Source organism: Pantoea wallisii, assembly GCF_002095485.1.
GTDB lineage: Bacteria > Pseudomonadota > Gammaproteobacteria > Enterobacterales > Enterobacteriaceae > Pantoea > Pantoea wallisii.
Map to the genome: position 1 here is coordinate 51,223 of NZ_MLFS01000006.1, position 26,707 is coordinate 77,929.

The window sequence follows — 26,707 nt, forward strand, 5'->3', positions numbered from 1 at the left end:
GAAAATGGTCTGTTCGAAAAAGTTAAGCCTGGAGTAAGGGATCAAGACCCTGACGTCCATCCAGCGCAAAGAGATCGTCGCAGCCGCCAATGTGCTGCGCATCAATGAAGATTTGCGGCACCGTAGTACGGCCACTGCGTTTAATCATCTCTTCACGTTTCGCTGCGTCCCCATCAATGGGGATCTCCTGGAACGATACGCCTTTCTGATCTAATAACGCCTTAGCCCGGTGGCAATAAGGACAGGTTACTTTGGTGTAAATCTCTACATTAGCCATGCGGTTACCTCGGAAAGTTATTTACCGCGTACCAGCGGCAGATTTTCGCCACTCCAGCCGCTTACGCCATCTTTTAATACGGAAACCTTTTCAAAACCCGCGGCGCTGAGTTTGGCTGCGGATTCACCGGCGCTCTGACCGGTAGCGCATACCACAATTATGGGTTGCGCCTTGTGCTTTTCCAGCTCGGCAAAGCTGCCTTTTTTGATATCAGCCGCTGCAATGTTCATCGCCCCTGAAATGTGCCCCTTGCGATAATCGTCGCGCGAGCGCACGTCTACTACCACCGCGTCCTCTTTATTAATCAGGTGGGTGGCTTCACCACGACTGATGGTTTTTACCTTAGAGAACATTCCTTTAACGGTGGTTACAATCACCAGAATGAGTAAAACGACCCATGCCAGACTCAGGACGGGGTGATTGCTTGCAAACTGCATAATTTCTTGCATGAGGGATAACGACTCCAGACCGGGCTAAATAAGCTAAAACAAGGGTTCTGAGTATACCTGCGCCACTTTGCATGTACAGTCACGAAGCGGGCAGAGTAACGATTTGTGCGTCATTTTCCAAAAAAAGTGTTCTAATCGCAAAATTAAGACAATGTTTATCCCGCTATGCTTTCAGCAGACATCTTTCGAAAAATAAAACCCGGCCGGGATAACTGGTAAGCGGCTGTTCATCGTGGAATAATTATCGACTATGAAGGGAAAAGCGACCGTTACACACACAAGGACCCGTCACAGCGGCCCGGCATACCCGTTGTCATTTCGCTGGTCCGAAATCTCCCTTAGCCTGCTTTGCGCGGGCGTACTGTTATTGCCTGTTACCGCCCAAAGCGCTGACGACAGCAAAACCCAACTGAAATCCATTCAGCAGGACATCGCCGAAAAGGAGAAGAGCGTGAAAGCGCAGAAGCTGCAGCGCAGCAAGCTGCTGGATCAACTGCAAAGTCAGGAAAAAGTGATTGCGCAGGCCAGCCGTCAGCTTCGGGAAACGCGCAACAGCCTGAGTGCACTGAACGGTGAAATTGCGCAACTTACGGCCTCTATCTCTCGTCTGGAAAAGCAGCAGGCGCAGCAGGAAAAACTGCTGGCGCAGCAGCTTGATGCTGCATTCCGCCAGGGCCAGCACAACGGATTACAGCTGCTGCTCGGTGGTGAAGAAGCCCAGCGCAGTGAGCGTATTCTGGCCTACTTCGGTTATCTCAACGCGGCACGCCAGAAAAATATCGACGATCTCAAGCAAACGCAGCAGCAGCTGGCAGAACAGCGCCAGACGCTGCAGGGCAAGCAGGAGCAGCAGAAAAGCCTGCTCGCTCAGCAGCAGACGCAGCAAACTAAACTTGAAACAGCCAGCGCCGCCCGCAAAAAAACGCTGTCGGTACTGGAAAGCGCCCTGGAAAAAGATCAGGCCGATCTGGTCGAGATGCGTCAGAACGAAAGCCGTCTGCAGGACAAAATAGCTAAAGCCGAACGTGAAGCGCGCGAACGTGCCGAACGCGAAGCGCGTGAAGCGGAGAAAGTGCGCCAGCGCCAGGCACAGGCTAAAGCCAAAGGCTCCAGCTATGCGCCAACGCAAAGCGAACGCGAGCTGATGGCGCGTACCGGTGGCCTCGGGCGTCCGGGCGGACAAGCCGTCTGGCCGGTTAGCGGTCGTATCGAACATCGCTTCGGTGAGTCGATGCAAGGTGAACTACGCTGGAAGGGTCTGGTGATTGATGCACCGGAAGGCACTGAAGTGAAAGCTATCGCCGATGGTCGCGTACTGATGGCCGACTGGCTGCAGGGATACGGTCTGGTTGTCGTGCTGGAGCACGGTAAAGGCGATATGAGCCTTTATGGCTATAACCAAAGTGCGCTGGTGAGCGTCGGTGCCCAGGTGAAGGCAGGACAGCCTATCGCCCTGGTTGGCACCAGTGGCGGCCGCGGCACGCCTTCGCTCTACTTTGAAATCCGACGTCAGGGAAAGGCCGTCAATCCACTACCGTGGTTAGGAAAATAAGTTTTGTTTCAACCCCGAATGCTTACTGCCGCGCTGTGCGGACTGTTTTTCACGCTCTCCGCGCAGGCTGGCAAACTTGCGATTGTGATCGACGACTTTGGTTATCGTCCGGTCGAAGAGAGTAAAGTCCTGCAGATGCCGGCGGCGATTTCCGTTGCCGTGTTGCCAAATGCGCCACATGCGCGCGACATGGCAACCCGGGCGCATCAGGCCGGTCATGAGGTTCTCATCCATCTGCCGATGGCACCGCTTAGCAAGCAACCGCTGGAAAAAGACACCCTCACGCCAGAGATGAGCAGCGAGGAGATCGCGCGCATTGTGCGGGAAGCGAGCGGTAAAGTTCCCTATGCTGTCGGGCTCAACAATCATATGGGCAGTAAAATGACCTCCAGCCTGCCCGGCATGCAGAAAGTGATGCAGGTTCTGAATCATTACAACTATTACTTTCTCGACAGCATGACGATTGGTAACAGTCAGTCCGTTCCGGCGGCACAAGGCACGCAAGTCAAAGTGATCAAACGTCGGGTGTTTTTAGACGATAGTCAGAACGAAGCCGCCATTCGCCAGCAGTTCAGCCGCGCGGTGAAACTGGCCCAGCGCGACGGCTATGCCATCGCTATTGGTCATCCACATCCGACCACGGTACGCGTCTTGCAGCAGATGCTGCCATCGCTTCCGGCCGATATTACGCTGGTACGCCCCAGCCAGCTGCTGAATGAGCCACTGCGTCACGGTTCGGCACCTTTGCCGGCTAAGCCACAAAAGCCCGCTTTCCGCGCGCCAGGCGAATGTAAGGTCAACAAGCCGTTACCACCTGTGCCGCAAGAGCGCGTACTGAATGTTATCGGTGAAAGCATTGCGGACAGCCCGCTGGTTAAGCAACTACAACAGCTGTTTTGAGTCATCGCGAAAAAAATATTCACGTCATTCTCTACTGGGAATGACGTTTTTTCGTTATGATAACGAAATCATTTTCTGCTCATACTGTCATAGTGTCAGGCTCTAAGGGTAAGCGGTAACGATGAAGAAAGTTTGGAAAATAAACCTCATTAACAACGTGCTGAATATGCACGCCAGGTTTAGCAAAATAGATAAAAATAAGCAGCCGCTAAGCGCTGATTTGGAATTTGAGCGCATTGTTATTTTTTCAACTACCGCTCTGGGCGATCTGCTTTTTAATACTCCTGCAATAAGAGCGATTAAACAGCGCTATCCTCTTGCAAAAATCATGTTGATTTCAAGCGAAAAGAACCTTGATTTAGTTCAGGGCAGCGCGTGGTTCGATCAGGTCGTAATCTGGGATAACAAAATTGTCCGGGCACCTAACCTGATCAGAAAAATACGCCTTTTCAAACCAGATCTGGCTCTATTACTCCATTCCAGCCTCGGTTATGATATTTTATGCGCACGTTTGGGTGGCGCAAAATATTTGATGCGCGATAACTTCCGCTATGATAACCCTGGATTTAATCATTGGCTTGATGCTATTTCTAAACCTCGCGATGGACATATTATTCAACGCAAGCTGGATTTAATTGAATTTTTAGGATGTGACATTACAGACATTAGCATGCAATTCCCGATTGCAATTGAAAACAAAAATCGCAATAAAGAATTTAATACTATTGGCTTCCAGATGGGTGCTTCTGGAAAAAACCGCTGCTGGCCAGTAGAGCATTTTGCCAGTCTGGCTGAAAAACTATTTATCGCAGACGAGCAAACACAGCTGGTTTTAACCGGAGCTGCTCAGGATAAGCCTATCGAAGCAGCTTTTTTTGCTGCTTTACCCAAGAGTTATCATACCCGCGTAACCTCTTATATCGGTAAAACACGGCTTCCGGAATTAATACGTTTAATTAATTCGATTGATGTTTTGGTTACAGGAGACACTGGCCCATTACATATAGCCATTACAGCAAAAACCCCGACCGTAAGTCTATACGTCAGTGCCAATCCGCGTCATACCGGTCCCTATCAGGATCTGCATATGCATCAGACTATTCGTATTGAGCCTGAGAGTGGAGACGATCCTACTTATCCATTAAGAAAAATAAATGTTGAAAAAATTTATAACGCTTTAAATATGATGTTGAAATGAATTTACTATCCCGACCCTTAGAAAGGACCGGGATAAAAGTAAGTGTTACTTTCTTTGCGTTGACATTACCATAGCTAGTGGAAGCCAAAAAAGCATCCATGCTTCACCGGGACCACCAATAACAAACATACCTTGAGTAATAAAGAATATTATCGAAAATAGGTAAGCTGAGGCTTCAAGACCTAAACCCTGGTGGTATTTTTTATAGGCTTGCATAAGACTTACTATTATAACAGCAGAAAGAAAAATGACGCCTATAATGCCACCTTTAAGAAAGGCTGAGAAATAAACACTATGCGTAGTTGTTACATGTTGACCAATGCTATTAATAAAATTAATTTCTTTATCAAATCCCCATCCTAAAATGGGATGAGCAAGACCCTCTCGAAATGAAAAGTCCCAAATACCGAAACGTATAAAACTTTGCTTGTATGATAATATTATACGAGCGTAGAACTCATTTCCATAATCAGTAAAATAAAAAAATAAAGCAATTATACTAATTGAAAGGCATATATAAACCACATGCCGTATGTGTACATTTTTATACTTGGCAAACAGCACTATTAGAGAGACTAACAGCGCCAACAAAGGCCCCCGACTTTGCGTCAGTAGCAAACCGATAAAAAGCAAAGCTGCTGGTAAGTAAATCCAATGTCTACCAGACTCTCTGGCAACAATTAGCCCACTTATAATCCCGATTGCAAAGTAACCGCCCAAATCAATTACATTTGATGGAGCATATAAAAAACCATGATTCAATCTATTAATTAATATCGTGCTTTTATCAACAAATAGAATTGTTAGACATAGCAGGGAAAAACACCCCAAGAATATCAGAAGGTGAACTTTCAATATGCCATAACGCTTTATGCAATGGTTGAACATTAAAATAAAAAACATAAAGTACAATGAATGCTTTAACGTTGATTCAATATTGGCAGGATTATCACTCCAAAGATTAGTTAAACTATAATATATTAAAAAGGAAAAAACCACAGCCAACCCTTTTTTATAATTGTAGTCTAACGCAAATGGATTCTTCCTTAACGCAATCATGTAAATTAACATTGAGGCAATAGATAAATGAAAAATGTTATTTACTTTACCAACGCCAGTAAAAACAGGTAATAAAAGCAAAAAGGCCATAAAAGAAACGGCAGATGTGACCTCTAATTTTTCAAGCTTTTTTAAAAATAACATCTAGCGTTGCCTTCTCAAAAATTTCATTTCCTAATCCACTATCTAAGGAAAGGTTGTAAGTTTTAATGCCTGCCAATTCTAATTCCCGACTTGCATTTAAAAAAGCAGGGCGAATTATATTATTAAAATTTGTGGCAAGCAAACTAGGTAATTTATTTTCATCGTTTTCGTAAAACCTTGGCTTCTCAAAATTATTCATATCAACGCCTGCCAATAATAATCTATCAGCTCCTAGCCATACAGCTAATTGTAAAGCCCAATATGCAACCGTGCCAGCATCAAAAAAACCTAACCTTATATCCCATGAAAATCCTGATGCAGGTTCAATATCAAATAATCTTAGTCCCTCGTTTTTCTGATACACTTTAGCGTAATCACTTGGCGGAACCATAGCGCAAAAAACTTTATAACTAAGGTCTTCAATTATCGCCAGGCGACATTTTATCATTGTTATTTTAGTACGCTTTAGAATATCATTCAAACAATGTAATGTTGTAAAAAAAATCAAATCAGGATCATTGATAACTTGTAAAACCATATCAAATCGCTGCTCTATAAAACCCCGATCAACAATAATATAATAAGAAAATTTAACTTTATTACGTAAATGATAGGATCCATTTACTCCCAGAATACGAGTTTCAGAAATTTTATTAAGCTCCAGATTATTTATGGATGGGCCTGTCGCTAAAATTGTAAAATCACCCATTGCTTTTGAACGCAGGCTCTCCAGGTCTTCAAGCTGAATCTCTTCGTTACGATAAGTTAAGTGTGTAATATGGCCTGCTTTGCTACGCCTGATCTTCAGGTACGGCCAGAAATTCTCGTTATGCCGCAATGGTCGGGCATGCGTATAGCGATAGATCTGCTTAAAAAGAGAGTTCATTCAGAGCAACTCCTGCAGTTTTTCCATTACCGTCATCGCCGCTATCGATTTCATGGTGCCATCGCTCGCCTTTAACTCATGCTGATTCTGCCCATACCCCCCAATCAGCCCCGGATCTGTCGGGCCGAATAGCGTGATATTAGGGCGATCCAGTGCGGCGGTCAGGTGGCTTAAGCCGGTATCGACAGAAACTACTGCGCGCGCGCCAGCCAACTGCTGTGCCACTTGCTCCAGCGTAAGCTTCGGCAATACCTCGACAAAATCGAAACCGTCGGCCAGCCGTTGAGCACGCTGGTGTTCATGTTCGGTACCCCAGGGCAGCTTGACGCGTAATCCGCCAGGCTGGACAAGGCTAAGCAGTTCGCGCCAGTGATCTTCCGGCCAGTGTTTATTATCGCGCGTGGTGGCATGCAGAAACACCAGGTAGTTCTGCGCATCGGCTGGCAGCGTGGCAAGGAAATGTCCGGCAATAGCGTAATCACCCTGTGTGGCTGGCTTATCATAGCCCAGGCTTTTGGCAAAGAGCTCGCGCGTGCGCTCAACCGCGTGCTGCTGCTTACCAATCTCATGACGTTTGTCATACCACCAGCTGGCAAACGGTTCGCGTGCACTGCGGCTATCCTGTCCATGCTTAATGCCTTTCGCCAGACGTGTCACCAGTGCAGCACTCTTGATTAACCCCTGCGCGTCGATCACTACATCGTACTGACGTGACTGCAGATCACGCTTAAATTGCACCCGCTCTTCACGCTGCTGGCTACCAAACCAGTGTTTACGCCAGCGGCGAATCGCAACCGGCAGTACCTTATCCACTGCCGGATGCCAGCCTGGGATTTGTGCGAAATTCTCTTCCACAACCCAGTCAAAGCGGATGCCAGGAATCGCGCGCATCGCATCTGTCAGAGCAGGCAGGGTATGCAACACATCACCCATCGACGAGGTTTTTACAATTAACACGTGCATATTTATTCCTGCACCGGATGCAGCAGCGCGCTCAATTCCTGATGCACTTGCGCGGGTTGAATATCAATCAGGCTCTGATGGTAGCCCTCGTCGGCATCCCCTTTGCGCACCTTGTGATATCCGGTAATCAGGCGAATGATACGCGCCTGATGAGATAATGGCGGGGTAAAGTCCGGGCTACTTGGTCCATACAGTGCCACCAGCGGGCGGTTAAGCGCGGCGGCGATGTGCATCAGGCCGGAGTCATTGCTGACGACCGCAGCGCAGTGAGCAATCAGTATGACCGCCTGCTCCAGTTGGGTTTCGCCCGCCAGGTTTTTACAGTGCGCACGCGCCGCATCGGACAGGGTATGGGCGATGGTTTCACCGGTTTCACGATCTTTCGCGGAACCGAATAACACCACCTGATAGCCTTCACCAATCAGCTGTTCCGCGAGTGCCGCGTAGTGATAGTGAGGCCAGCGCTTAGCCGGGCCAAACTCCGCTCCCGGACAAAAACCGATGACCGGACGATCGGCAGAGAGCGCAAACTGCGCGGCGGTCATGCGCTTCTCGTCCTCTTCCACCCGCAGTTGCGGCCACAACAGCGGCTGCGGCAGCTGCTGTGCAGAAGCTACTGGTCGGTCGTAACCCAGCGCCACATAACGCTCCACCATAAGTGGAAACGCCGCTTTATCCAGCACGCGCACATCATTCAGCACGCCATAACGCATCTCACCGCGCCAGCCCGTACGGCGTTTAATGCCGGCAAAAAACGGCACCAGCGCAGATTTAAACGAGTTAGGCAGTACGTAAGCGCGATCGTAACCGCTGGCCCTGAGCGTTTTCCCCAGCCGACGCCGCTCGCCAAGCGCCAGTGCGCCATGACCAAGCGGCATCGCCAGCGCCTGATTAACTTCCGGCATGCGGGACAGCAAAGGACGGCACCACGCCGGTGCCATCACATCAATGACTGCCTCAGGATGCTCAGCCTTGAGTGTGCGATAGAGACTTTGCGACATCATCATATCGCCGACCCAGGATGGGCCAATAACCAGAATTTTCATCGCTGGTGCGGGTTTCCTTATGCGTTACGGTTCAGCCAGGCCATGTATTCACCTACACCCTGCGCCACGGTTTTGAACGGCTTGTCATAACCCGCGGCACGCAGTTTGGTCAGATCGGCCTGGGTGAATGCCTGATAGCGGCCTTTTAGCTTCTCCGGGAACGGGATGTACTCGATCTGCCCTTTCTGGTGGAACTTCAGCACCGCATCGGCCACTTCCTGGAAGGATTCGGCACGGCCGGTACCGCAGTTATAAATGCCGGATACCCCGTTTTCCCAGCACCACAGGTTCACCGCCACCACATCGTCCACGTGGATGAAGTCACGACGGAAGCTGTCACTGCCTTCGAACAGCTTGGGATTTTCATCGTTACCGATCTGCGTGTTGAGGTGGAATGCCACGCTGGCCATGCTGCCTTTATGTCCTTCACGCGGACCATAGACATTAAAGTAGCGGAAACCACACACCGGCGAATCAGCTTCCGGCAGGATCTGACGCACATAGTGGTCAAACAGCATTTTTGAGTAGCCGTATACGTTGAGCGGCTGCTCGTACTGGCGCTCTTCGATAAAGTTCTCATTGCGCCCGCCGTAGGTGGCCGCTGACGAGGCGTAAAGGAAAGGAATGCTGCGATCAAGGCAGAAGTGCAGCAGATCTTTGGAGTACTGATAGTTGTTATCCATCATGTACTTGCCGTCCCACTCGGTGGTCGCTGAGCAGGCACCTTCGTGGAATACCGCCTCAATTGGCCCCAGATCTTCACCCGACATGATGTAGGTGAGGAACTCCTCTTTATCCATGTAATCCGCGATGTCCAGATCCGCCAGGTTCACGAATTTGGTGCCATCTTTCAGATTATCCACGACCAGAATGTCAGTGTGACCGCGATCGTTCAGCGCTTTAACAATGTTGCTGCCGATCATGCCAGCGCCACCGGTTACGATAATCATATGCTTAGCCTTTAAACAGTGAGAGGTGAAACAGGCCGTTCCACGCACGAATGCCTGTCATCATAACATTTCAGCCAGATGCAGACAGCCAGATGACGCCGATAGCGCTGCACAAATCCTGTTCGCTACGTGAACTATGCTGCAAAACGGAGATTTGTCTGGCGGAAATATCGTTAATCCGCTTTTTAATCAGTAATATGTGCCAAAATTTTGCTATCAGAGGAGCAGAATCATGTCTGATCAGTTTTATTCGCAAATCCGTCAACAGCTTGAGACAACGCGTCAGGATGGATTGTTCAAACAGGAACGCACCATTACCTCGGCACAACAGGCAGAGATCAACGTTGCCAACAGTCCGCCGGTCATCAATTTTTGCGCCAATAACTATCTCGGTCTGGCAAACCATCCGGCCCTGATTCAGGCCGCTAAAGACGGCATGGATTCGCACGGCTTTGGCATGGCTTCTGTCCGCTTTATCTGCGGTACCCAGGACACGCACCAGCAGCTGGAGCGCAAGCTGGCGGCTTTCCTGGGTATGGAAGACAGCATCCTGTTCTCCTCCTGCTTTGATGCCAACGGCGGTCTGTTTGAAACCCTGCTGGGTGCCGAAGACGCTATTATCTCTGATGCACTCAACCACGCCTCGATCATCGACGGTATCCGCCTGTGCAAAGCGCAGCGCTACCGCTATGCCAACAATGATATGCAGGAGCTGCGCGCGCGGCTGCAGGAAGCCCGCGATAAAGGCGCGCGTCATATCCTGATTGCGACCGATGGCGTGTTCTCGATGGATGGCGTGATCGCTAATCTGCAGGGGATTTGTGACCTGGCGGATGAATTCGATGCGCTGGTCATGGTGGATGATTCGCACGCAGTCGGTTTTGTCGGGGCAACAGGCCGTGGCACCCATGAATATTGTGACGTGATGGATCGGGTCGATATCCTCACTGGCACTCTGGGTAAAGCGCTGGGCGGCGCCTCTGGCGGTTATGTCGCGGCGAAAAAAGAGGTCGTTGAGTGGCTGCGTCAGCGCTCGCGACCTTACCTGTTCTCTAACTCGCTGGCGCCGGCCATTGTGGCGGCTTCGCTGCGGGTGCTGGATCTGTTAAGCGAAGGCGATGGTCTGCGTCAGCGCCTGTGGGAAAACGCCCGCTTCTTCCGCGAAAAAATGACCGCTGCCGGCTTTACCCTGGCCGGTGCCGACCACGCCATTATTCCGGTGATGCTGGGTGAAGCCAGCGTTGCGCAGCAATTTGCCAGCCTGCTGCAGCAGGAGGGCATCTATGTTACCGGCTTCTTCTATCCGGTGGTGCCGCAGGGCCAGGCGCGCATTCGCACGCAGATCTCCGCCGCGCACACGCAGGCGCAGCTGGAGCAGGCGGTGGCAGCCTTTATCCGCATTGGTCAGCAGTTGGACGTGATTGGCACAGGAGCCGCAAAATGAAAGCACTGGCGAAATTAAAAGCGGAAGAGGGAATCTGGATGGTGCACGATGCGCCGATCCCGGAGCCTGGCCACAACGATCTGCTGATCAAAATCCGTAAAACCGCGATCTGCGGCACCGATGTGCATATCTATAACTGGGACGACTGGTCACGTAAAACCATTCCGGTACCGATGATTACCGGCCATGAATACGTGGGCGAAGTGGTCGGTATCGGTCAGGAGGTTAAAGGCTTTGCCATTGGCGATCGCGTATCGGGTGAAGGGCATATCACCTGCGGCCACTGCCGCAACTGCCGCGCCGGGCGTACCCATCTGTGCCGTAATACCGTCGGCGTTGGCGTCAACCGTCAGGGCTGTTTTGCAGAGTATCTTGTCATTCCGGCCTTCAATGCCTTCAAAATCCCGGACAATATCCCGGATGAACTGGCCGCGATTTTCGATCCCTTCGGTAATGCCGTGCACACGGCACTGTCGTTTGATCTGGTAGGCGAAGATGTGCTGATCTCCGGCGCGGGCCCGATCGGTATCATGGCGGCGGCGGTATGTAAGCACGTCGGCGCACGGCATGTAGTCATTACCGATATCAATGAGTACCGTCTCGGCCTGGCGCGTGACATGGGCGTTACGCGTGCGGTTAACGTTGCCCATGAGAACCTGCGTGAGGTAATGGCAGAACTGGGGATGACCGAAGGTTTTGATGTCGGGCTGGAGATGTCCGGCGCGCCACCGGCATTCCACACCATGCTGGAGACGATGAATCACGGCGGACGCATCGCTCTACTGGGCATTCCGCCAGGCGAGATGTCAATCGACTGGAATCAGGTGATTTTCAAGGGGCTGTTTATCAAGGGGATCTATGGCCGCGAGATGTTTGAAACCTGGTACAAGATGGCGGCCTTGATTCAGTCCGGGCTCGATCTGACGCCAATCATTACCCACCGTTATCACATTGATGACTTCCAGCAGGGCTTCGATGAGATGCGTTCCGGTCGCTCCGGGAAAGTGGTGCTGAGCTGGGATTAAGACCGGACGATAAGGTCGCAGCGAGTCTGCGGCCTTCTCTATCGTAATGTTCCGCCAGACGCTACTCCACTAACGCCAGATACTTCTGGCAAATTTCCCGGGTATCAAAAGCGGCAAAATCCGCAGCACTAAACTGCGGCGGGTGCCGATAAATCTCTTGCATCGTCTCCGCCAGCGATTGCGGGTTCAGATCCGCCAGTCCGCGCGCCAGATCTCCCTGCAGCAACCACTGTGGGCCGCCCGGGCAGCGTGTACTCACTACCGGCGTACCGCACAGCATGGCCTCAATCAGCACATTACCGAAACCTTCACTGTCCGAGCTCACCACCAGCATTTTTGCCCGACTAATCCACGCATACGGGTTTTGCGTGAATCCCTGAAAAATGACCCGTTCGGCAATGCCAAGCTCCTGCGCCAGCGCCTCAAGCGCTGCTTTGCGCGCTACCGAGCCCTGGCCCAGTAGCACCAGCGGTTCGGGAAGATTGCTCAGCGCATAGGCTTTCAGCAGACGATCGTGTCGCTTGGTCTCATGAAAACGCCCGACGTGCACCAGAAAGCCAGACGGCGGTACATCAGCGGGTTCTGCCGCCAGCTGCCGGATCTGCGCTACGTCAAACGGATTACCAATCACTGCCTCACGCGCCAGCGTGACAGTAAAGGCACGTTTCAAATCATCCAGCACCGCAGGCGAGACGCCAATCACATTCCGCCCCTGATATACCTGATGAATTTTGCGCGCCTTCAGCCAGCGCGAAAGGCCGGTTCGATGCCCCAGATAAGAGGGCGAAAACACGCCATGCAGGCAAAACCAGGTTTTACGCGCAGGCAGCGCGCGGCAACGCCGTACGATACGGTCCGTTTTGTGCAGATGTGAAACCACTAAATCAAACGCACCTGCCGCCGCCTCCGCCTGACGTACGGCCCGCGCCAGTAATCCGGCACGACGACTGAGCTCCGTGAGCTTGCGCCACGGCTTGCGGTTAGTATCAGCAATGACCTGGTAATCGACGCCCGCCGGCAGCGGGTACTCACAAACATTTCGCAACGAAAACAACGAAACCCGATGCCCCAGCGCCAGCATACCGGCGACTAAGGTCAGCACCACTTTCTCTGCGCCACCGCCCGGCAGTCCATCAATCACCATCAGTATGCGTTTTGACAACTTGTCCATCCTGTCTCACTGAAAAGGTCTATTCAACGTCGTGAATCTTAACGTAGTCGGGCACGAAAACCGACGCCTGAGGAGGTGATTTTCGCCCGCCGACAGCAATTGCGTCACTGAGGGGCAGAGCGTAACATTGCGTTTTTCTGGCTTCAGGCGGCAATCATGACCCGGCATGCATTCCTTATTACCATAGATACCGAAGGTGACAACCTCTGGCGCAATCATCGCACTATTACCACTGAAAACACCCATTTTCTGCCGCGTTTTCAGGCGCTGTGTGAGCGCTATGGTTTTAAACCGACCTGGCTGACCAACTATGAAATGGCCAGCGATCCGGCATTCGTCGAGTTCGGTAACGATGTGATCGCCCGTAAGCAGGGGGAAATTGGCATGCATCTGCACGCCTGGAACAGCCCGCCGGAAGCCCCGCTTACCGATGATGACTGGCGCTGGCAGCCCTTTCTCATTGAGTACCCGGATACGGTACTGCGCGACAAAGTGCGCTACATGACCGATCTGCTGGAAGATAAGTTCCAGACAAAGATGCTCAGCCATCGCGCCGGGCGCTGGGCATTTGATGAGCGCTATGCAGCGATCCTGACTGAGCTGGGTTATCAGGTAGATTGCTCGGTCACGCCGCGCGTAAACTGGTCTTTCACCCGTGGCGCCCCCGAGGGCAAGGGCGGCACGGATTACACGCACTTCCCCCATAAACCCTATTTTATTGACCCACAGGATATCTCTCGCAGCGGTACATCATCACTGCTGGAGATCCCCATGAGCATCCAGTACAAATATTCGCCGTTCATGAACACGGTGAAACAGGGCCTTTATCGCCTGCGCGGCAAGCAGAAAAGCCCTGCGGTGCACTGGCTGCGTCCGTCTGGCGGAAATCTGGCGGATATGCAGCGCGTCGTTGAGATGTCGCTGGCGGAAGGGCAGGATTACACCGAATTTATGCTGCACAGCTCTGAGTTTATGCCGGACGGCAGCCCAACGTTTAAAAACGCGCGTGATATTGAGCAGCTTTATGAGGACCTCGAGGCGCTCTTTGCCTGGCTAGCGCCACGCTTTGTCGGCCAGACGCTGGCTGAATATCACGACAGCTTCAGGCAGCGCTGCTCGCTGCGCTGAGCCGCTGCCATGCCTGCCAGACCGTCTCCGGTGGAATATCACAACATTCGCCGGAAGCGGTCTGCATGATTTGATAATCCCCCGACCACGGATGCCACAGGCTGGCATTGGTATCACCGAAAAATACTACCTGCTTTTTATGCAATCCGGCGGCGAGGTGCATCTGGCCACCATCGCTGCACAGAATCTGCTCGCAGCAGTAAAATCCCGCCATAACTTCACGTACCGAGCTGTCGGGTAGCGTGCCACGCGCGGTGAGTTCACCAACTGCATCAGCTCATCGGCACGCGTACCATCGCCTTTGTCATGTGGATCAAGCGTGCCCTGCGGCGACCAGAACACCAGTACGCGCGCCTGTTCATCCTCCAGCAGCCGGGTAATAAACGCCGCATAATAGGCCAGCGGCCAGCGGCGCTTTGGGCTGCGGCTACTGATGTGCACGCCATAAACGCAGCCCGGCGTGGGAAACGCGCTGGCAACGCGCTGCTTTGCCGCCGCACATTCGGCATCAGACAAGTAGAGCCGGAGGGGCGGTACATCGGGAACATCATCGGTAAGTGCCGAGAGATAAGAGTACGTGTGTTCAACCTGATGGTTACCGCGAAAATCGCTTTTCCGGAAGGGACGTTCAAGCTGCGCATCGGGCAGGGCAGAACCGATAATGTTGCGTGCACCGGCCAGTTTTGCCAGCCGCAGGCTATATTTGCAGGGAACAGGGTTCGCCAGAATGGTGGCATCAAAATGGGTTTGCCGCAGCGCCAGCATGATTTTCAGGCGCTGCCAGTAAACGCCTAAGGCCGTTTCATGTGTCGCCCGGTGCTTCGCTTTCTTGTAAACAAATAGCCGATCCACATGCGGATTGTGCTGCACCACATCTTCTGCAATTTTATTTACCAGCAGAGTGAGCTTCGCATCAGGAAAGGTGCGTTTCAAACCTTCCAGTAATGGTGTGGTACACACCATGTCACCAATATTGTCGCGTCTGATGACGAGGATATTTTTCATGTTATGTTCCGCGAAAGTGACCCGGGTTGCCTGAAACGTTTCAGACAAAGCCTGAAAGTTACAAAAAAGCGAGTGTGCTACCGACTTTTGACCATTAATGTGCAAAAAGTTCTGAATCAGCTGGCAATAATTCAGCCAGAAATTTATTAAAAAATGATTAATCCTGCTGAGCTATGTCATCTAATGTTCCCCTGCTCTCGATCATCACGCCGATGTTTAATGCCGGTGCAATGTTTGAGACATTTATGCAGTCGCTGCTGGCGCAAACCCTGACGTCGCTTGAGATCATCATCGTCGATGATGGCTCTACCGATGGCTCCGGTGCGCGTGCCGATGAGTATGCGCAGCGCTATCCGCACATTCAGGTTATCCATCAGGCTAACGGTGGCGTCTCACGCGCGCGCAACGCCGGGCTGGCGGCGGCCCGGGGCAAATACGTCACGTTTCCGGATGCTGACGATACGCTGGATGCGGAGATGTATCAGACGCTGACCGAAATGGCAGAGCGCGATAATCTTGATGTTGCCCAGTGCAACGCTGAGTGGTTTTTTCAGGCCAGCCAGAGCACCAAACCGCTCATTCCGCTTGAGCGCCTGACCAGCACAGGCGTGCTTAGTGGCCCGGACTGGCTCAATCAGGCGCTGCAAACGCATCGATACATGCATGTTGTCTGGCTGGGGATTTATCGCCGGGCGCTGATAGATAGGATTAACCTGCGTTTTGAGCCGGGCCTGCATCATCAGGACATCCCGTGGACCACCGAACTGATGCTCAACGCACAAAGAGTGCGCTATACCGACCGCATGCTGTATCGCTATTACCTGCATGATGCTTCAATCAGCAATCGCAAACGCACCGGCCAGCGTAATGTGGAGTATCAGCGTCACTACCTGAAAATTGCGCAGATGCTGGAGGAGATCAACACGCGCTACCGCCATGTCGTGAAAATCTATCCCTCCTTTCACTATCAGGTGACGCGGGAAGCGCTGAGCGTCTGCCATTCGATCCGCCGTGAGCCGGACGCCGACGCACGCCGGGCAATGATCGCTGAACTCTTCGCCACACAAACTCATAAGCGCATGCTGCGCAACGCCCGGGGCATCCGTCAGTGGTATCAACTGCTGCTATGGCTGAGCCGCCTGTATCGCTGGCGCAACAAATAAGCGCCAGGCCCGGCTTTCACCCCTCAGGGGTTTGCCCTACAATCAGCTCACTGAATTTTGAGATCATTTGAGTATGGCAAGCCCGATTCCAGCCCAATTCGTACCGCAAAATATTCTGCTGATAAAGCTGCGCCACCATGGCGATATGCTGCTGACCACGCCGGTCATCAATGCCCTGCGCCAGCGCTATCCGCAGGCCAATATTGATGTGCTGCTATATAAAGAGACGCGCCCGATGCTGGAAGCGCATCCGGCGATTCGTCAGTTGCATATCATTGACCGTAACTGGAAAAAAGAGGGCGGCTGGCAGAAGTTCCGCCATGAAATGGCGCTGATTAGCGCCGTTCGCGCCTGCCGCTATGACGTGGTCATTAATCTTGCCGACCAGTGGCGCAGTGCCATTATCACTGGCCTGTCGGGCGCCCCGGTGCGTATCGGCTTCGCCTTTGCGAAACGTGATAACGCGTTCTGGCGCTGGTGTCACAACCAGCAGGTGCCCACTACCGATCATCACTCGCTTCATACCGTTGAACAGAACATGAGCGCGCTGTTGCCGCTTGGCATCTCTGCCGACGGAGCCAAAGCGTCGATGCACTTCAGCGAACCCGACCGGCAAAAAGTTCAGCAGCTGCTGTCTGAAGCCCACATCAACGGCCCCTTTGTGGTGTTGCAGCCAACATCACGCTGGGTATTCAAATGCTGGGAAGATGAGAAGATGGCGCAGCTGATCGATGCGCTGGCTGCCGGCGGGCACACGCTCGTTCTGACCGCCGCGCCCGACCCGCATGAGATGGCGATGATCCGCCATATTCAATCGCTGTGCCGCAGCCCGAATGTGATCTCGCTGGCGGGCCAGCTCTCTCTGCCGCAGCTGGCGGCATTGATTGATGCTGCACAGCTGTTTATCGGGGTAGACTCGGCGCCGATGCACATGGCAGCCGCGCTGGATACGCCATGCCTTGCGCTGTTCGGCCCGACCAAGCTGCAGCACTGGCGTCCCTGGGGCGACAATAACCGCGTGATTTGGGCGGGCGACTACGCCCCGCTGCCCGCACCGGACTCGATTGATACCAAAACCGATCGGCGCTATCTGTCCGCCATTCCGGTTGAGGATGTGCTTGCCGCCGCAAGGAGCCTTTTGCATGACTAAGTTACGCCTGGCGATTGTCCGGCAGAAGTATCGCCCGGACGGCGGTGCTGAACGCTTTATTTCACGGGCGCTGGAAGCACTGGACAGCGAGCAGCTCGATCTCAACATCATTACCCGCAGCTGGCAGGGCACGCCAAACCCGGCCTGGCATCTGCACATCTGCAATCCGGCTAAGCTGGGGCGCATCTCGCGCGAGCGTGGTTTTGCCCGCGCAGCGCGTGCCTGCTGGGAGCGCGAGCAGTTCGATATCGTACAGAGCCATGAGCGCATCGCCGGCTGCGATATTTTCCGTGCCGGCGATGGCGTGCATCGCGTGTGGCTGGAGCAGCGCGCGCGCATTGTTTCGCCGTGGCAGCGGTTGAGCGCCCGTCTCAGCCCGTATCACCGCTATGTTCTGCAGGCTGAAGCGGAGATGTTTAATGCGCCCTCGCTAAAAGCCGTGATCTGTAACTCTGAAATGGTGAAGCAGGACATTCTGCGCAACTTCACGCTTGAAGCCAGCAAGATCCATGTCATTCACAACGCGATTGATAGCCAGCGTTTTCAGCCTGCAACCGAAGCGCTGCGCCATGCAGCACGCCAGCAGCTAACGCTGCCGCAGACGGCTACCGTGATGATCTATGTCGGTTCCGGCTTTGAGCGTAAGGGCCTGAAAGCGGCGATTGAAGCGGTAGCAAAGAGCGATCGCTACCTGATAGTGGTCGGCCAGGATAAGCAGCTATCTCGCTATCAGCAATTGGCGAACCAGCTCAACTGCCTTGACCGTTTGCGCTTTGTGGGCGTGCAGCAGGATGTGCAGCCGTTCTATCACGCCGCCGATGCGCTGCTGCTGCCGACGCTGTACGATCCGTTTCCCAATGTGGTGCTGGAAGCGATGGCCTGTGGCCTGGCCGTCATCACCAGCACGGGCTGTGGGGGCGCGGAGTTTATCCGGCAGGGTCAGGAGGGATTTGTCTGCGATGCACTGGATATCAATGCGTTAAACGAAGCCGTCAGTGCCACACCGGCGCTTTCACAGCACGCCGCGATGGGCGAAGCGGCGCGGCGCAGAGTTGAGCCTTACAGCCCGCAACGTCTGGCGCAGGCGCTGACCTCGCTTTACCAGCAGGTGCTGAAAACCGGCTGACGAAGTGGTATGAGCAGAGGGGGGATTTCTGCTAATATGCCGCCTTTCATGTGTTTTTTGACGCGATTGTGTCGTAACGGTAACTATGACGACTCTATACACCGCCCTGCTCTATCTGATTCAGCCACTGATCTGGCTGCGCCTGTGGCTGCGCGGTCGAAAAGCACCGGCCTACCGTAAACGCTGGGCGGAACGCTACGGTTATTGCACCGGTAAAGTGGAGCCGCACGGCATTGTGCTGCACTCGGTTTCCGTCGGCGAAACCCTGGCTGCTGTGCCACTGGTGCGCGCGCTGCGCCATCGCTATCCAATGCTGCCGATCACCGTCACAACCATGACGCCGACCGGCTCTGAACGCGCACAGTCCGCGTTTGGTAAAGACGTGCATCACGTCTATCTGCCCTATGATTTGCCCGGCTCAATTAACCGTTTCCTTGATACCGTCAACCCACGTCTGGTGATCATCATGGAGACCGAGCTGTGGCCGAATATCATCCGTATTCTGCACCAGCGACAGATTCCCCTGGTTATCGCGAACGCGCGTCTTTCCGAACGCTCCGCGAAGGGGTACAGCAAGCTTGGCGGCTTTATGCGCGATCTGCTGCAACGCATCACGCTGATTGCCGCGCAGAATGCCGAAGATGGCGACCGTTTCCTCAGCCTCGGCCTGAAGCGCTCGCATCTGGCCGTCACCGGTAGCCTCAAATTCGATATTTCGGTTACGCCAGAGCTGGCAGCCCGCGCCGTGACGCTGCGTCGTCAGTGGGCTTCACGTCGTCAGGTGTGGATCGCCACCAGTACCCATGAGGGCGAAGAGGCGATTGTGCTGGATGCGCATCGCCGCCTGCTACAGCAATTTCCCGATCTGCTGCTGATTCTGGTGCCACGCCATCCTGAACGTTTCAAAGATGCCTGCGATCTGACGCAAAAACGCGGGTTCAGCTTTACGCTACGCAGCAGCGGTGAGATTCCGTCCAGCGCTACGCAGGTCGTTATTGGCGATACCATGGGTGAGCTGATGCTGCTGTACGGAATTGCCGATATCGCCTTTGTTGGCGGCAGCCTGGTTGAACGCGGCGGTCACAATCCGCTGGAGCCGGCGGCGCATGCCATCCCGGTGCTGATGGGCCCGCATATCTGGAACTTCAAAGATATCTGCGCCAAATTACAGCAGGCAGAAGGCCTGATCACCGTAACAGATGAAGCTTCACTGGAGAAAGAGGTCGCCAACCTGCTGCAGGATGACGACTATCGCCGCTACTACGGCCGTCATGCTGTAGAAGTGCTGCACCAGAATCAGGGCGCGCTTCAGCGTCTGCTTCAGTTACTCGAACCGCATTTACCGCCACGAGCTCACTAACGTATGTCACAACGCCAACGCCTCTCCGTGGTGATGATCGCCAAAAACGAAGCGGAACTGCTTCCGGAGGCGCTGGCTTCCGTAAGCTGGGCCGATGAAATTGTGCTGCTGGACGCCGGCAGCCAGGATGCAACATCCGAGGTGGCGCGCACCCGGGGTGCACAGGTCTATCAGGCAGACGCCTGGGCCGGCTTTGGCATACAGCGCCAGCGTGCACAGGCGTTTGCCACGGGCGACATGATCTTAATGATTGACGCCGACGAGCGCGTAACGCCCGAACTGCGCCGCGCCATTGAACAGGTGCTGGCGCAGCCGCCTTCCGATACCGTCTACAGCCTTGGCCGCAGCAACCTGTTCCTGGGCCGCTTTATGCGCCACAGCGGCTGGTATCCGGACCGCGTAATGCGCCTCTATCCGCGTCATCTCCGCTACAACGACAACCTGGTGCATGAGTCACTGGACACTCAGGGTGCGCCGGTGGTGGCGCTGCCGGGGGATCTACAGCACCTTACCTGCCGTGACCTGATCGCCTTTCAGCGTAAACAGATGAATTACGCCGAAGCCTGGGCGCAGGAGCGGTTTCAGCGCGGTAAACGCTGCGGGCTTCTCTCGATTTTTAGCCATACGATCGGGGCATTTCTGAAAACGCTGCTGCTGCGCGCCGGCTTTCTTGATGGTAAGCAGGGCTGGATTCTGGCGGTGGTTAACGCGCAGTACACGTTCAATAAATATTCGGCGCTCTGGGCGCTGCATCACACCTCAACTCAAGGCCGCGTATGAGCACAAAAGCGATTTACCCTGGCACGTTTGATCCCATCACGCTGGGACATCTGGATATCGTTACGCGTGCGGCGAAGATGTTTGACCGCATGGTACTGGCGATTGCCGCCAGCCCGAGTAAAAAGCCGCTGTTCAGTCTGGATGAGCGTGTGGATCTGGCGCGTCAGGTAACGGCGCATCTGCCGAATGTTGAGGTGGTGGGTTTTAGCGATCTGATGGCAAACTTTGCGCAGGCGCAGGGTGCCAATGTGCTGGTACGCGGTCTGCGCGCAGTATCGGATTTTGAGTATGAGCTGCAGCTGGCGCATATGAACCGTCATCTGCTGCCGACGCTGGAAAGCGTATTTCTGATGCCGTCCGAAGGTTTCTCGTTCGTCTCTTCATCGCTGGTAAAAGAGGTGGCGCGCCATCAGGGCGATGTGCAGGCATTTCTGCCTGCCGTCGTACATCAGGCGCTGCTGGTAAAACTGGCCCAGCCGTAATCAGTGCTGGCAGCGCGGACACCAGAATGTACTGCGCTGGCCATGCTTACCGCTGACAATCGGCGTCCCGCAGGCGCGACAGGCTTCACCCGCCCGGCCGTAAACCTGCAGCTCCTGCGCGAAGTAGCCCGGCTTACCATCAGTCTGCATAAAATCGCGTAGCGTGGTACCGCCCTGCTCAATTGAGCGCAACAATACCGCTTTGATGGTGTTCGCGAGCAGCTCCGCTTCCTCTTCGCTCAGGCTCTGCGCCGGACGATCGGGCAAGATCCCGGCGGTAAACAGCGACTCGCTGGCGTAAATGTTGCCAACCCCCACCACCACTTTGTTATCCATCAGCCACTGTTTAATTACTGTGCGTTTGCCACGCGACTTCTCAAACAGCATAGCGCCGTTAAACGCTTCGCTGAGCGGCTCGGGCCCCAGATGCGCCAGCACGCTGCTGCCCGCCAGGTCAGGCGCCCACAGCCAGGCGCCAAAGCGACGCGGATCGGTGTAGCGCAGCACTTTGCCGTTACTCATTACCAAATCGACGTGGTCGTGTTTTGCTGCAGGCTGTTCGCCCGGCAAGACGCGCAGGCTGCCGGACATACCCAGGTGGATGATAATCCAGCCGTGCGGCAACTCCAGCAGCAGATATTTGGCACGACGCTGAACGCTGATAACAGGCTGATCGCTTAGCGTGTGGATTTCATGGGAAACCGGCCAGCGCAGACGCGGATTGCGCACAATGGCGTGCAGGATGGTTTCACCCACCAGGTGAGGTTCAATACCGCGTCGGCTGGTCTCTACCTCAGGTAATTCAGGCATCTCATCTCCTCAACGTCGCGCGGAAACAAAAAACCCGGCCGGAGCCGGGTTTTTCGCAAGAATACTAAAATTACTTAATTTTAGCTTCTTTGTAGATCACGTGCTGACGTACAACCGGATCGAACTTTTTCAGTTCCAGTTTCTCAGGTTTAGTACGTTTGTTCTTCGTGGTGGTATAGAAGTGACCTGTACCAGCAGAGGAAACCAGCTTGATCTTCTCACGAATACCTTTAGCCATGATTCAGTTCCTTAGTACTTCTCACCACGGGCGCGGATTTCGGCCAGAACCGTATCGATGCCCTTTTTATCAATAACACGCATACCTTTAGCAGATACACGCAGAGTAACGAAGCGCTTTTCGCTCTCAACCCAGAAACGGTGAGAGTGCAGGTTCGGCAGGAAACGGCGTTTCGTCGCGTTCATTGCGTGGGAACGGTTGTTACCGGTCACCGGACGCTTTCCAGTTACCTGGCAGACTCGTGACATTTCTATTCTCCAAAAATCAAATCAGCTCGAGCTTTAAAAACTAGGTTTTGGCCGCCTCGTCAGGCCTTAGCCCGCCCAGGCGAGTTCCATGTGAACCCGCTAAGCTGGCCCAAACGCCAAACCCGAGATTCTCAAAGGTGGCGTAGTATACGCCGCTCAGCCCGAGTGCTCAAGTCCCGAACAAATAAAGATCCCTCCGGATCGCGTAAAAACGCCGCATTTGTGCCCGTCTGGTGCCGTAAATTACAGCCAGCCGCGCTCGGCAAAAGAGGTAAACTCGCCGTGGCCAATCACCAGATGATCTAATAAACGGATATTCAGCAGGGCGCAGGCCTGCGCTACCCTGACGGTAATTTCGCGGTCAGCGCGGCTCGGCTCCGCCAGCCCCGAAGGGTGATTGTGCGCCAGAATCACCGCGGCGGCGTTGAGTTTCAGGGCTTCGCGCACGATCTCACGCGGGTGCACCTCCACGCTGGCAATCGACCCGGAGAACATCTTCTGCGCCTGTAACACCCGGTGCTGGTTATCCAGAAACAGCGCCATAAAAATTTCGCGCTCCTGATGGGCCAGCACGCTTTGCAGGTAATGGCGCGTCACCTGCGGATTCTCCATCACATTTTCCCGCGCCAGCTGGCTGGCAAAGAAGCGTCGCCCCAGTTCAGCAATGGCATAGAGCTGGGTCATTTTGGCGCTGCCGACACCTTTAATCTGCGCCAGCTCCTCTTTGCTGGCAGTCATGATGCGGTACAGCGAACCGAACTCATTCAGCATCTGTCGCGCCAGCATCATGACGCTGGTGCCGCACACACCGGTGCGCAGAAAGATCGCCAGCAGCTCCGCATCGCTTAATGTCTCAGCCCCCATCAGCATCAGTTTTTCCCGTGGTGCCAGTTCCGTCATGATGGTTTCCTCCCTGTGGTGCGGCGATTGTGCGCCTGGCGTTTCCGCTGCACCAGCGACGTATGATGAATTTCAGAGCCGCCTCGCAAAGGGCGCAGGCAGTGAAAAGGCGGGGTAGTGATTTTATGGTAAAGTTGCCACCTCTGCCGCGTCTGAGGCGGCACTCTGCTTTCAGTTGAGGCGAACAACATGATGGGATTAGCCGGAAAAAAAATTCTGCTGGGCGTGAGCGGCGGTATCGCTGCCTATAAAGCGCCAGAGCTGGTGCGCCGCCTGCGCGATCGCGGCGCCGAGGTACGGGTCATGATGACGGAAGCGGCAAAAGCGTTTATTACGCCACTGAGCCTGCAGGCGGTTTCCGGCTATCCGGTGTTTGATAACCTGCTCGACCCGGCAGCCGAAGCGGCTATGGGCCATATCGAGCTGGCGAAATGGGCCGATTTGATTGTACTTGCGCCTGCCAGCGCGGACCTGATTGCGCGCGTGACTGCCGGTATGGCGAACGACCTGGTGACCACCGCCTGCCTCGCCAGCGATGCGCCGTTAGCCATTGTGCCCGCCATGAACCAGCAGATGTACCGCGCGACCATCACGCAGGAGAACCTGCAACGTCTGGCTCAGCGCGGCGTACTGATTTGGGGGCCAGACAGCGGCAGCCAGGCCTGCGGCGATGTCGGGCCGGGACGCATGCTCGATCCGCTGGCGATTGTGGCGCATGCGCTGGAGTGGGCCGCCCCCGTCAACGATCTGCAACATCTCAACATTATGATCACCGCCGGTCCAACCCGTGAAGCGCTCGACCCGGTGCGCTACATCAGTAATCACAGCTCCGGCAAAATGGGTTACGCGATTGCCGCAGCCGCGGCCAAACGGGGCGCCACTGTTACGCTGGTTTCCGGCCCGGTCATGCTGCCAACGCCAGCCGGCGTCACGCGCGTAGACGTTAACAGCGCGCTGGAGATGGAAGCCGCGGTGATGGCGCAAATCCGCCAACAACATATTTTCATTGCCAGCGCAGCCGTGGCAGACTACCGGGCGGCAAACATCGCCGCTGAAAAAATCAAAAAGCAGGGTGACGACGATAACGTTACGCTGCAGCTGGTGAAGAACCCGGATATTGTCGCCGGCGTTGCCGCACTGCCCGAAAAACGCCCTTATGTCGTGGGATTTGCCGCCGAAACCCAGAATGTGGAAGAATACGCGCGGCAAAAACGGGTGCGGAAAAATCTGGACCTGATTTGTGCCAACGACGTGGCGCAGGCCGGGCAGGGCTTCAATAGCGACACCAATGCTCTTCACCTTTTTTGGCAGGAGGGAGAAAAAGTCTTACCGCTCAGTGATAAGGCTCTCCTTGGCCAACAATTAATAGACGAGATTGTCAGCCGTTATGATGAAAAAAATCGACGTTAAAATTCTGGATGCGCGCGTAGGCAAAGAGTTCCCTTTACCAACGTACGCTACCTCTGGTTCCGCCGGTCTTGATTTGCGCGCCTGCCTGGATGGCGCGCTGGAGATCGCGCCGGGTATGACCACGCTGGTGCCCACCGGCCTGGCTATTCATATTGCTGACCCGAGCCTGGCCGCGGTGATTCTGCCGCGCTCTGGTTTGGGCCATAAGCACGGTATTGTGCTTGGCAACCTGGTTGGCCTGATCGACTCCGATTATCAGGGCCAGTTAATGGTTTCTGTCTGGAACCGTGGTCAGGACAGCTTTACTCTGCAACCGGGCGATCGCCTGGCACAGCTGGTATTTGTGCCGGTTGTTCAGGCCGAATTTAACCTGGTGGACGATTTCGACACCAGCGATCGCGGTGCGGGCGGATTCGGTCACTCTGGCCGTCAGTAATACGCCCACTTTTCGCTTAGCCATCTTTTTATTTCTTGTCGCCACAGGCCGCTTTGTCTGTGGCAGATGAGGCAGTATTGCCTGTTTTTGGTAAATTTCAGGGGTCTTGAAGGTCATGGCAGAAAAAAAAGCCGCGAAACGGAACCGTCGCGAAGAGATTTTGCAGGCGCTGGCGCAGATGCTGGAGTCGGGTGATGGCAGTCAGCGTATTACCACCGCCAAGCTGGCAGCCAGCGTCGGCGTATCGGAAGCGGCGTTATACCGCCATTTTCCCAGCAAGACGCGCATGTTTGACAGCCTGATCGAATTTATTGAAGACAGTCTGATTACCCGCATCAATCTCATCCTTAAAGATGAAAAAGAGACGCTGACGCGCCTGCGCCTGATTGTGCAGCTGATTCTGGGATTTGGTGAGCGTAATCCGGGACTGACGCGCATTTTGACCGGCCATGCGCTGATGTTTGAGCAGGATCGCCTGCAGGGCCGCATCAATCAGCTGTTTGAACGCATTGAGGTGCAGCTGCGTCAGGTGATGCGTGAGAAGAAGATGCGCGACGGCGAAGGGTTTCAGGGCGACGAAACGCTGCTGGCGAGTCAGCTGCTGGCCTTCTGTGAAGGTTTGCTGTCACGTTATGTGCGTTCGGAGTTCCGCTATCGTCCCACCACGGATTTTGACAGCCGCTGGCCGTTGATTGCCGCGCAGCTGGTCTGACGGTTTGCCGTGCCTCCAGGGTCGCCATTCATGGCGACCGCTGCGAAGACTTAAATACCGTACTCTTTGCGATAGGCGCGTACCTTCGCCAGATGATCGGCCATCTCCGGTTTCTCTTCCAGATACGCAATCAGGTCCGTCAGCGTAATGATCGCTGTCACTTTGCAGTGATAATCGCGTTCCACTTCCTGAATCGCGGAGATATCGCCACGACCGCGCTCCTGACGGTCCAGCGAGATCAGCACGCCGGCCAGCGTCGCGTTGTGGGCGCTGATAATATCCATCGACTCCCGGATGGCCGTGCCGGCGGTGATCACGTCATCCACCAGCATCACTTTGCCCTGCAGCGGGCTGCCCACCAGCAATCCGCCCTCTCCGTGATCTTTCGCCTCTTTGCGGTTGAAGCAGTACGGCACATCGCGGTCATGGTGATCGGCCAACGCTACTGCGGTCGTGGTGGCGATCGGGATGCCTTTGTAGGCCGGGCCAAACAGCAGGTCAAAATCAACGCCGCCATCAACCAGCGCCTGCGCATAGAAGCGGCCCAGCAGCGCTAAATCGCGCCCGCTATTAAACAGGCCCGCATTGAAAAAATAGGGGCTTTTACGACCGGACTTCAGGGTAAACTCACCAAACTTCAGCACCCCTTTGTTCAGGGCGAATTCAATAAACTGACGCTGCCAGGCTTTCATCTC

28 protein-coding genes and 1 pseudogene are annotated in these 26,707 nt (G+C 54.2%); 15 read left to right on the top strand and 14 right to left on the bottom strand.

The window, feature by feature from the left end:
• Positions 1-22: 22 nt before the first annotated feature.
• Together grxC and HA48_RS03550 are read right to left on the bottom strand one after the other, a co-directional pair.
• Positions 23-277, bottom strand: a complete 255-nt coding sequence (gene grxC, locus HA48_RS03545) for a glutaredoxin 3 (RefSeq protein WP_128599809.1) — start codon at positions 275-277, stop codon at positions 23-25.
• Positions 278-294: 17 nt separating this feature from the next.
• Positions 295-726: a rhodanese-like domain-containing protein gene (locus HA48_RS03550; RefSeq protein WP_128599810.1), complete on the bottom strand. Its 432-nt coding sequence runs from the start codon at positions 724-726 to the stop codon at positions 295-297.
• Between the two features lie 250 nt (positions 727-976).
• On the opposite strand from HA48_RS03550, the gene envC reads away from it, so the two are divergent.
• The 3 genes from envC to HA48_RS03565 all read left to right on the top strand — a co-directional run bounded on the left by envC (position 977) and on the right by HA48_RS03565 (position 4,376).
• Positions 977-2,278 (top strand): murein hydrolase activator EnvC, encoded by a 1,302-nt coding sequence (envC, locus tag HA48_RS03555; protein WP_128599811.1) that lies wholly within the window; start codon positions 977-979, stop codon positions 2,276-2,278.
• 3 nt (positions 2,279-2,281) lie between these two features.
• Complete coding sequence (locus tag HA48_RS03560; protein WP_128599812.1) at positions 2,282-3,178, top strand: divergent polysaccharide deacetylase family protein; 897 nt, start codon at positions 2,282-2,284, stop codon at positions 3,176-3,178.
• A 121-nt stretch (positions 3,179-3,299) separates the two neighbouring features.
• The gene (locus tag HA48_RS03565; RefSeq protein ID WP_128599813.1) at positions 3,300-4,376 is read left to right on the top strand and encodes a glycosyltransferase family 9 protein; all 1,077 of its coding nucleotides are present in this window, start codon (positions 3,300-3,302) and stop codon (positions 4,374-4,376) included.
• 45 nt (positions 4,377-4,421) lie between these two features.
• On the opposite strand, the gene HA48_RS03570 is transcribed toward HA48_RS03565, so the two are convergent.
• The 5 genes from HA48_RS03570 to rfaD are packed head-to-tail and all read right to left on the bottom strand — an operon-like array spanning position 4,422 to position 9,424.
• Entirely contained in the window at positions 4,422-5,579 is a 1,158-nt protein-coding gene (locus HA48_RS03570; RefSeq protein WP_128599814.1) for an O-antigen ligase family protein, read from the bottom strand.
• Positions 5,557-6,465 (bottom strand): sugar glycosyltransferase, encoded by a 909-nt coding sequence (locus tag HA48_RS03575; RefSeq protein ID WP_128599815.1) that lies wholly within the window; start codon positions 6,463-6,465, stop codon positions 5,557-5,559. The genes HA48_RS03570 and HA48_RS03575 overlap by 23 nt, the downstream gene beginning before the upstream one ends.
• On the bottom strand, positions 6,466-7,428 hold the full coding sequence (rfaC, locus tag HA48_RS03580) for a lipopolysaccharide heptosyltransferase RfaC (protein ID WP_128599816.1): 963 nt from the start codon (positions 7,426-7,428) through the stop codon (positions 6,466-6,468). It abuts the gene before it with no gap.
• A gap of 2 nt (positions 7,429-7,430) precedes the next feature.
• On the bottom strand, positions 7,431-8,474 hold the full coding sequence (rfaF, locus tag HA48_RS03585) for an ADP-heptose--LPS heptosyltransferase RfaF (protein ID WP_128599817.1): 1,044 nt from the start codon (positions 8,472-8,474) through the stop codon (positions 7,431-7,433).
• Positions 8,475-8,491: 17 nt separating this feature from the next.
• Positions 8,492-9,424 (bottom strand): ADP-glyceromanno-heptose 6-epimerase, encoded by a 933-nt coding sequence (rfaD, locus tag HA48_RS03590; RefSeq protein ID WP_128599818.1) that lies wholly within the window; start codon positions 9,422-9,424, stop codon positions 8,492-8,494.
• Positions 9,425-9,656: 232 nt separating this feature from the next.
• Between rfaD and HA48_RS03595 the strand changes: the two genes are divergently transcribed.
• Positions 9,657-10,868, top strand: a complete 1,212-nt coding sequence (locus HA48_RS03595) for a glycine C-acetyltransferase (RefSeq protein WP_128599819.1) — start codon at positions 9,657-9,659, stop codon at positions 10,866-10,868.
• The gene (gene tdh, locus HA48_RS03600; protein WP_128599820.1) at positions 10,865-11,893 is read left to right on the top strand and encodes an L-threonine 3-dehydrogenase; all 1,029 of its coding nucleotides are present in this window, start codon (positions 10,865-10,867) and stop codon (positions 11,891-11,893) included. The genes HA48_RS03595 and tdh overlap by 4 nt, the downstream gene beginning before the upstream one ends.
• Before the next feature lie 61 nt (positions 11,894-11,954).
• Here the strand turns inward: tdh and HA48_RS03605 are convergent, their stop codons facing one another.
• Complete coding sequence (locus HA48_RS03605; RefSeq protein ID WP_244182793.1) at positions 11,955-13,064, bottom strand: glycosyltransferase; 1,110 nt, start codon at positions 13,062-13,064, stop codon at positions 11,955-11,957.
• A 156-nt stretch (positions 13,065-13,220) separates the two neighbouring features.
• On the opposite strand from HA48_RS03605, the gene HA48_RS03610 reads away from it, so the two are divergent.
• Positions 13,221-14,192, top strand: coding sequence for a polysaccharide deacetylase family protein (locus tag HA48_RS03610; RefSeq protein ID WP_128599821.1), 972 nt, complete (start codon positions 13,221-13,223; stop codon positions 14,190-14,192).
• Here the strand turns inward: HA48_RS03610 and HA48_RS03615 are convergent.
• Positions 14,167-15,197: pseudogene (locus tag HA48_RS03615) on the bottom strand (glycosyltransferase family 9 protein). The gene HA48_RS03610 and the pseudogene HA48_RS03615 sit on opposite strands and share 26 nt — an antisense overlap.
• A 173-nt stretch (positions 15,198-15,370) precedes the next feature.
• Here HA48_RS03615 and HA48_RS03620 point away from each other — a divergent pair.
• From HA48_RS03620 to coaD, 6 genes are all read left to right on the top strand, one after another.
• Positions 15,371-16,360 (top strand): glycosyltransferase, encoded by a 990-nt coding sequence (locus HA48_RS03620; protein ID WP_128599822.1) that lies wholly within the window; start codon positions 15,371-15,373, stop codon positions 16,358-16,360.
• Between the two features lie 73 nt (positions 16,361-16,433).
• Positions 16,434-17,510, top strand: coding sequence for a putative lipopolysaccharide heptosyltransferase III (gene rfaQ / locus HA48_RS03625; protein ID WP_128599823.1), 1,077 nt, complete (start codon positions 16,434-16,436; stop codon positions 17,508-17,510).
• Positions 17,503-18,636, top strand: coding sequence for a glycosyltransferase family 4 protein (locus tag HA48_RS03630; RefSeq protein ID WP_128599824.1), 1,134 nt, complete (start codon positions 17,503-17,505; stop codon positions 18,634-18,636). Before rfaQ ends, HA48_RS03630 begins: the two co-directional genes overlap by 8 nt.
• An 85-nt stretch (positions 18,637-18,721) precedes the next feature.
• Positions 18,722-19,996: a lipid IV(A) 3-deoxy-D-manno-octulosonic acid transferase gene (gene waaA, locus HA48_RS03635; protein WP_128599825.1), complete on the top strand. Its 1,275-nt coding sequence runs from the start codon at positions 18,722-18,724 to the stop codon at positions 19,994-19,996.
• A gap of 3 nt (positions 19,997-19,999) precedes the next feature.
• Entirely contained in the window at positions 20,000-20,776 is a 777-nt protein-coding gene (locus tag HA48_RS03640) for a glycosyltransferase family 2 protein (protein ID WP_128599826.1), read from the top strand.
• Positions 20,773-21,258 (top strand): pantetheine-phosphate adenylyltransferase, encoded by a 486-nt coding sequence (coaD, locus tag HA48_RS03645; protein ID WP_128599827.1) that lies wholly within the window; start codon positions 20,773-20,775, stop codon positions 21,256-21,258. The genes HA48_RS03640 and coaD overlap by 4 nt, the downstream gene beginning before the upstream one ends.
• Here the strand turns inward: coaD and mutM are convergent, their stop codons facing one another.
• The 4 genes from mutM to radC form a co-directional block, all read right to left on the bottom strand.
• The gene (gene mutM / locus HA48_RS03650) at positions 21,259-22,068 is read right to left on the bottom strand and encodes a bifunctional DNA-formamidopyrimidine glycosylase/DNA-(apurinic or apyrimidinic site) lyase (RefSeq protein ID WP_128599828.1); all 810 of its coding nucleotides are present in this window, start codon (positions 22,066-22,068) and stop codon (positions 21,259-21,261) included.
• Positions 22,069-22,138: 70 nt separating this feature from the next.
• Positions 22,139-22,306 (bottom strand): 50S ribosomal protein L33, encoded by a 168-nt coding sequence (rpmG, locus tag HA48_RS03655; RefSeq protein ID WP_001051798.1) that lies wholly within the window; start codon positions 22,304-22,306, stop codon positions 22,139-22,141.
• A gap of 11 nt (positions 22,307-22,317) precedes the next feature.
• Positions 22,318-22,554: a 50S ribosomal protein L28 gene (rpmB, locus tag HA48_RS03660; RefSeq protein ID WP_010616494.1), complete on the bottom strand. Its 237-nt coding sequence runs from the start codon at positions 22,552-22,554 to the stop codon at positions 22,318-22,320.
• Between the two features lie 243 nt (positions 22,555-22,797).
• Complete coding sequence (gene radC / locus HA48_RS03665) at positions 22,798-23,454, bottom strand: RadC family protein (RefSeq protein ID WP_128599829.1); 657 nt, start codon at positions 23,452-23,454, stop codon at positions 22,798-22,800.
• A 189-nt stretch (positions 23,455-23,643) separates the two neighbouring features.
• Between radC and coaBC the strand changes: the two genes are divergently transcribed.
• From coaBC to slmA, 3 genes are all read left to right on the top strand, one after another.
• Positions 23,644-24,864, top strand: a complete 1,221-nt coding sequence (gene coaBC, locus HA48_RS03670) for a bifunctional phosphopantothenoylcysteine decarboxylase/phosphopantothenate--cysteine ligase CoaBC (RefSeq protein WP_128599830.1) — start codon at positions 23,644-23,646, stop codon at positions 24,862-24,864.
• The gene (dut, locus tag HA48_RS03675; protein ID WP_128599831.1) at positions 24,842-25,300 is read left to right on the top strand and encodes a dUTP diphosphatase; all 459 of its coding nucleotides are present in this window, start codon (positions 24,842-24,844) and stop codon (positions 25,298-25,300) included. The genes coaBC and dut overlap by 23 nt, the downstream gene beginning before the upstream one ends.
• A 115-nt stretch (positions 25,301-25,415) precedes the next feature.
• A complete protein-coding gene (slmA, locus tag HA48_RS03680) occupies positions 25,416-26,012 on the top strand; it encodes a nucleoid occlusion factor SlmA (RefSeq protein ID WP_128599832.1) in 597 nt (198 codons plus the stop codon).
• Between the two features lie 50 nt (positions 26,013-26,062).
• On the opposite strand, the gene pyrE is transcribed toward slmA, so the two are convergent.
• Entirely contained in the window at positions 26,063-26,704 is a 642-nt protein-coding gene (gene pyrE, locus HA48_RS03685; RefSeq protein WP_128599833.1) for an orotate phosphoribosyltransferase, read from the bottom strand.
• Positions 26,705-26,707 lie beyond the last annotated feature (3 nt).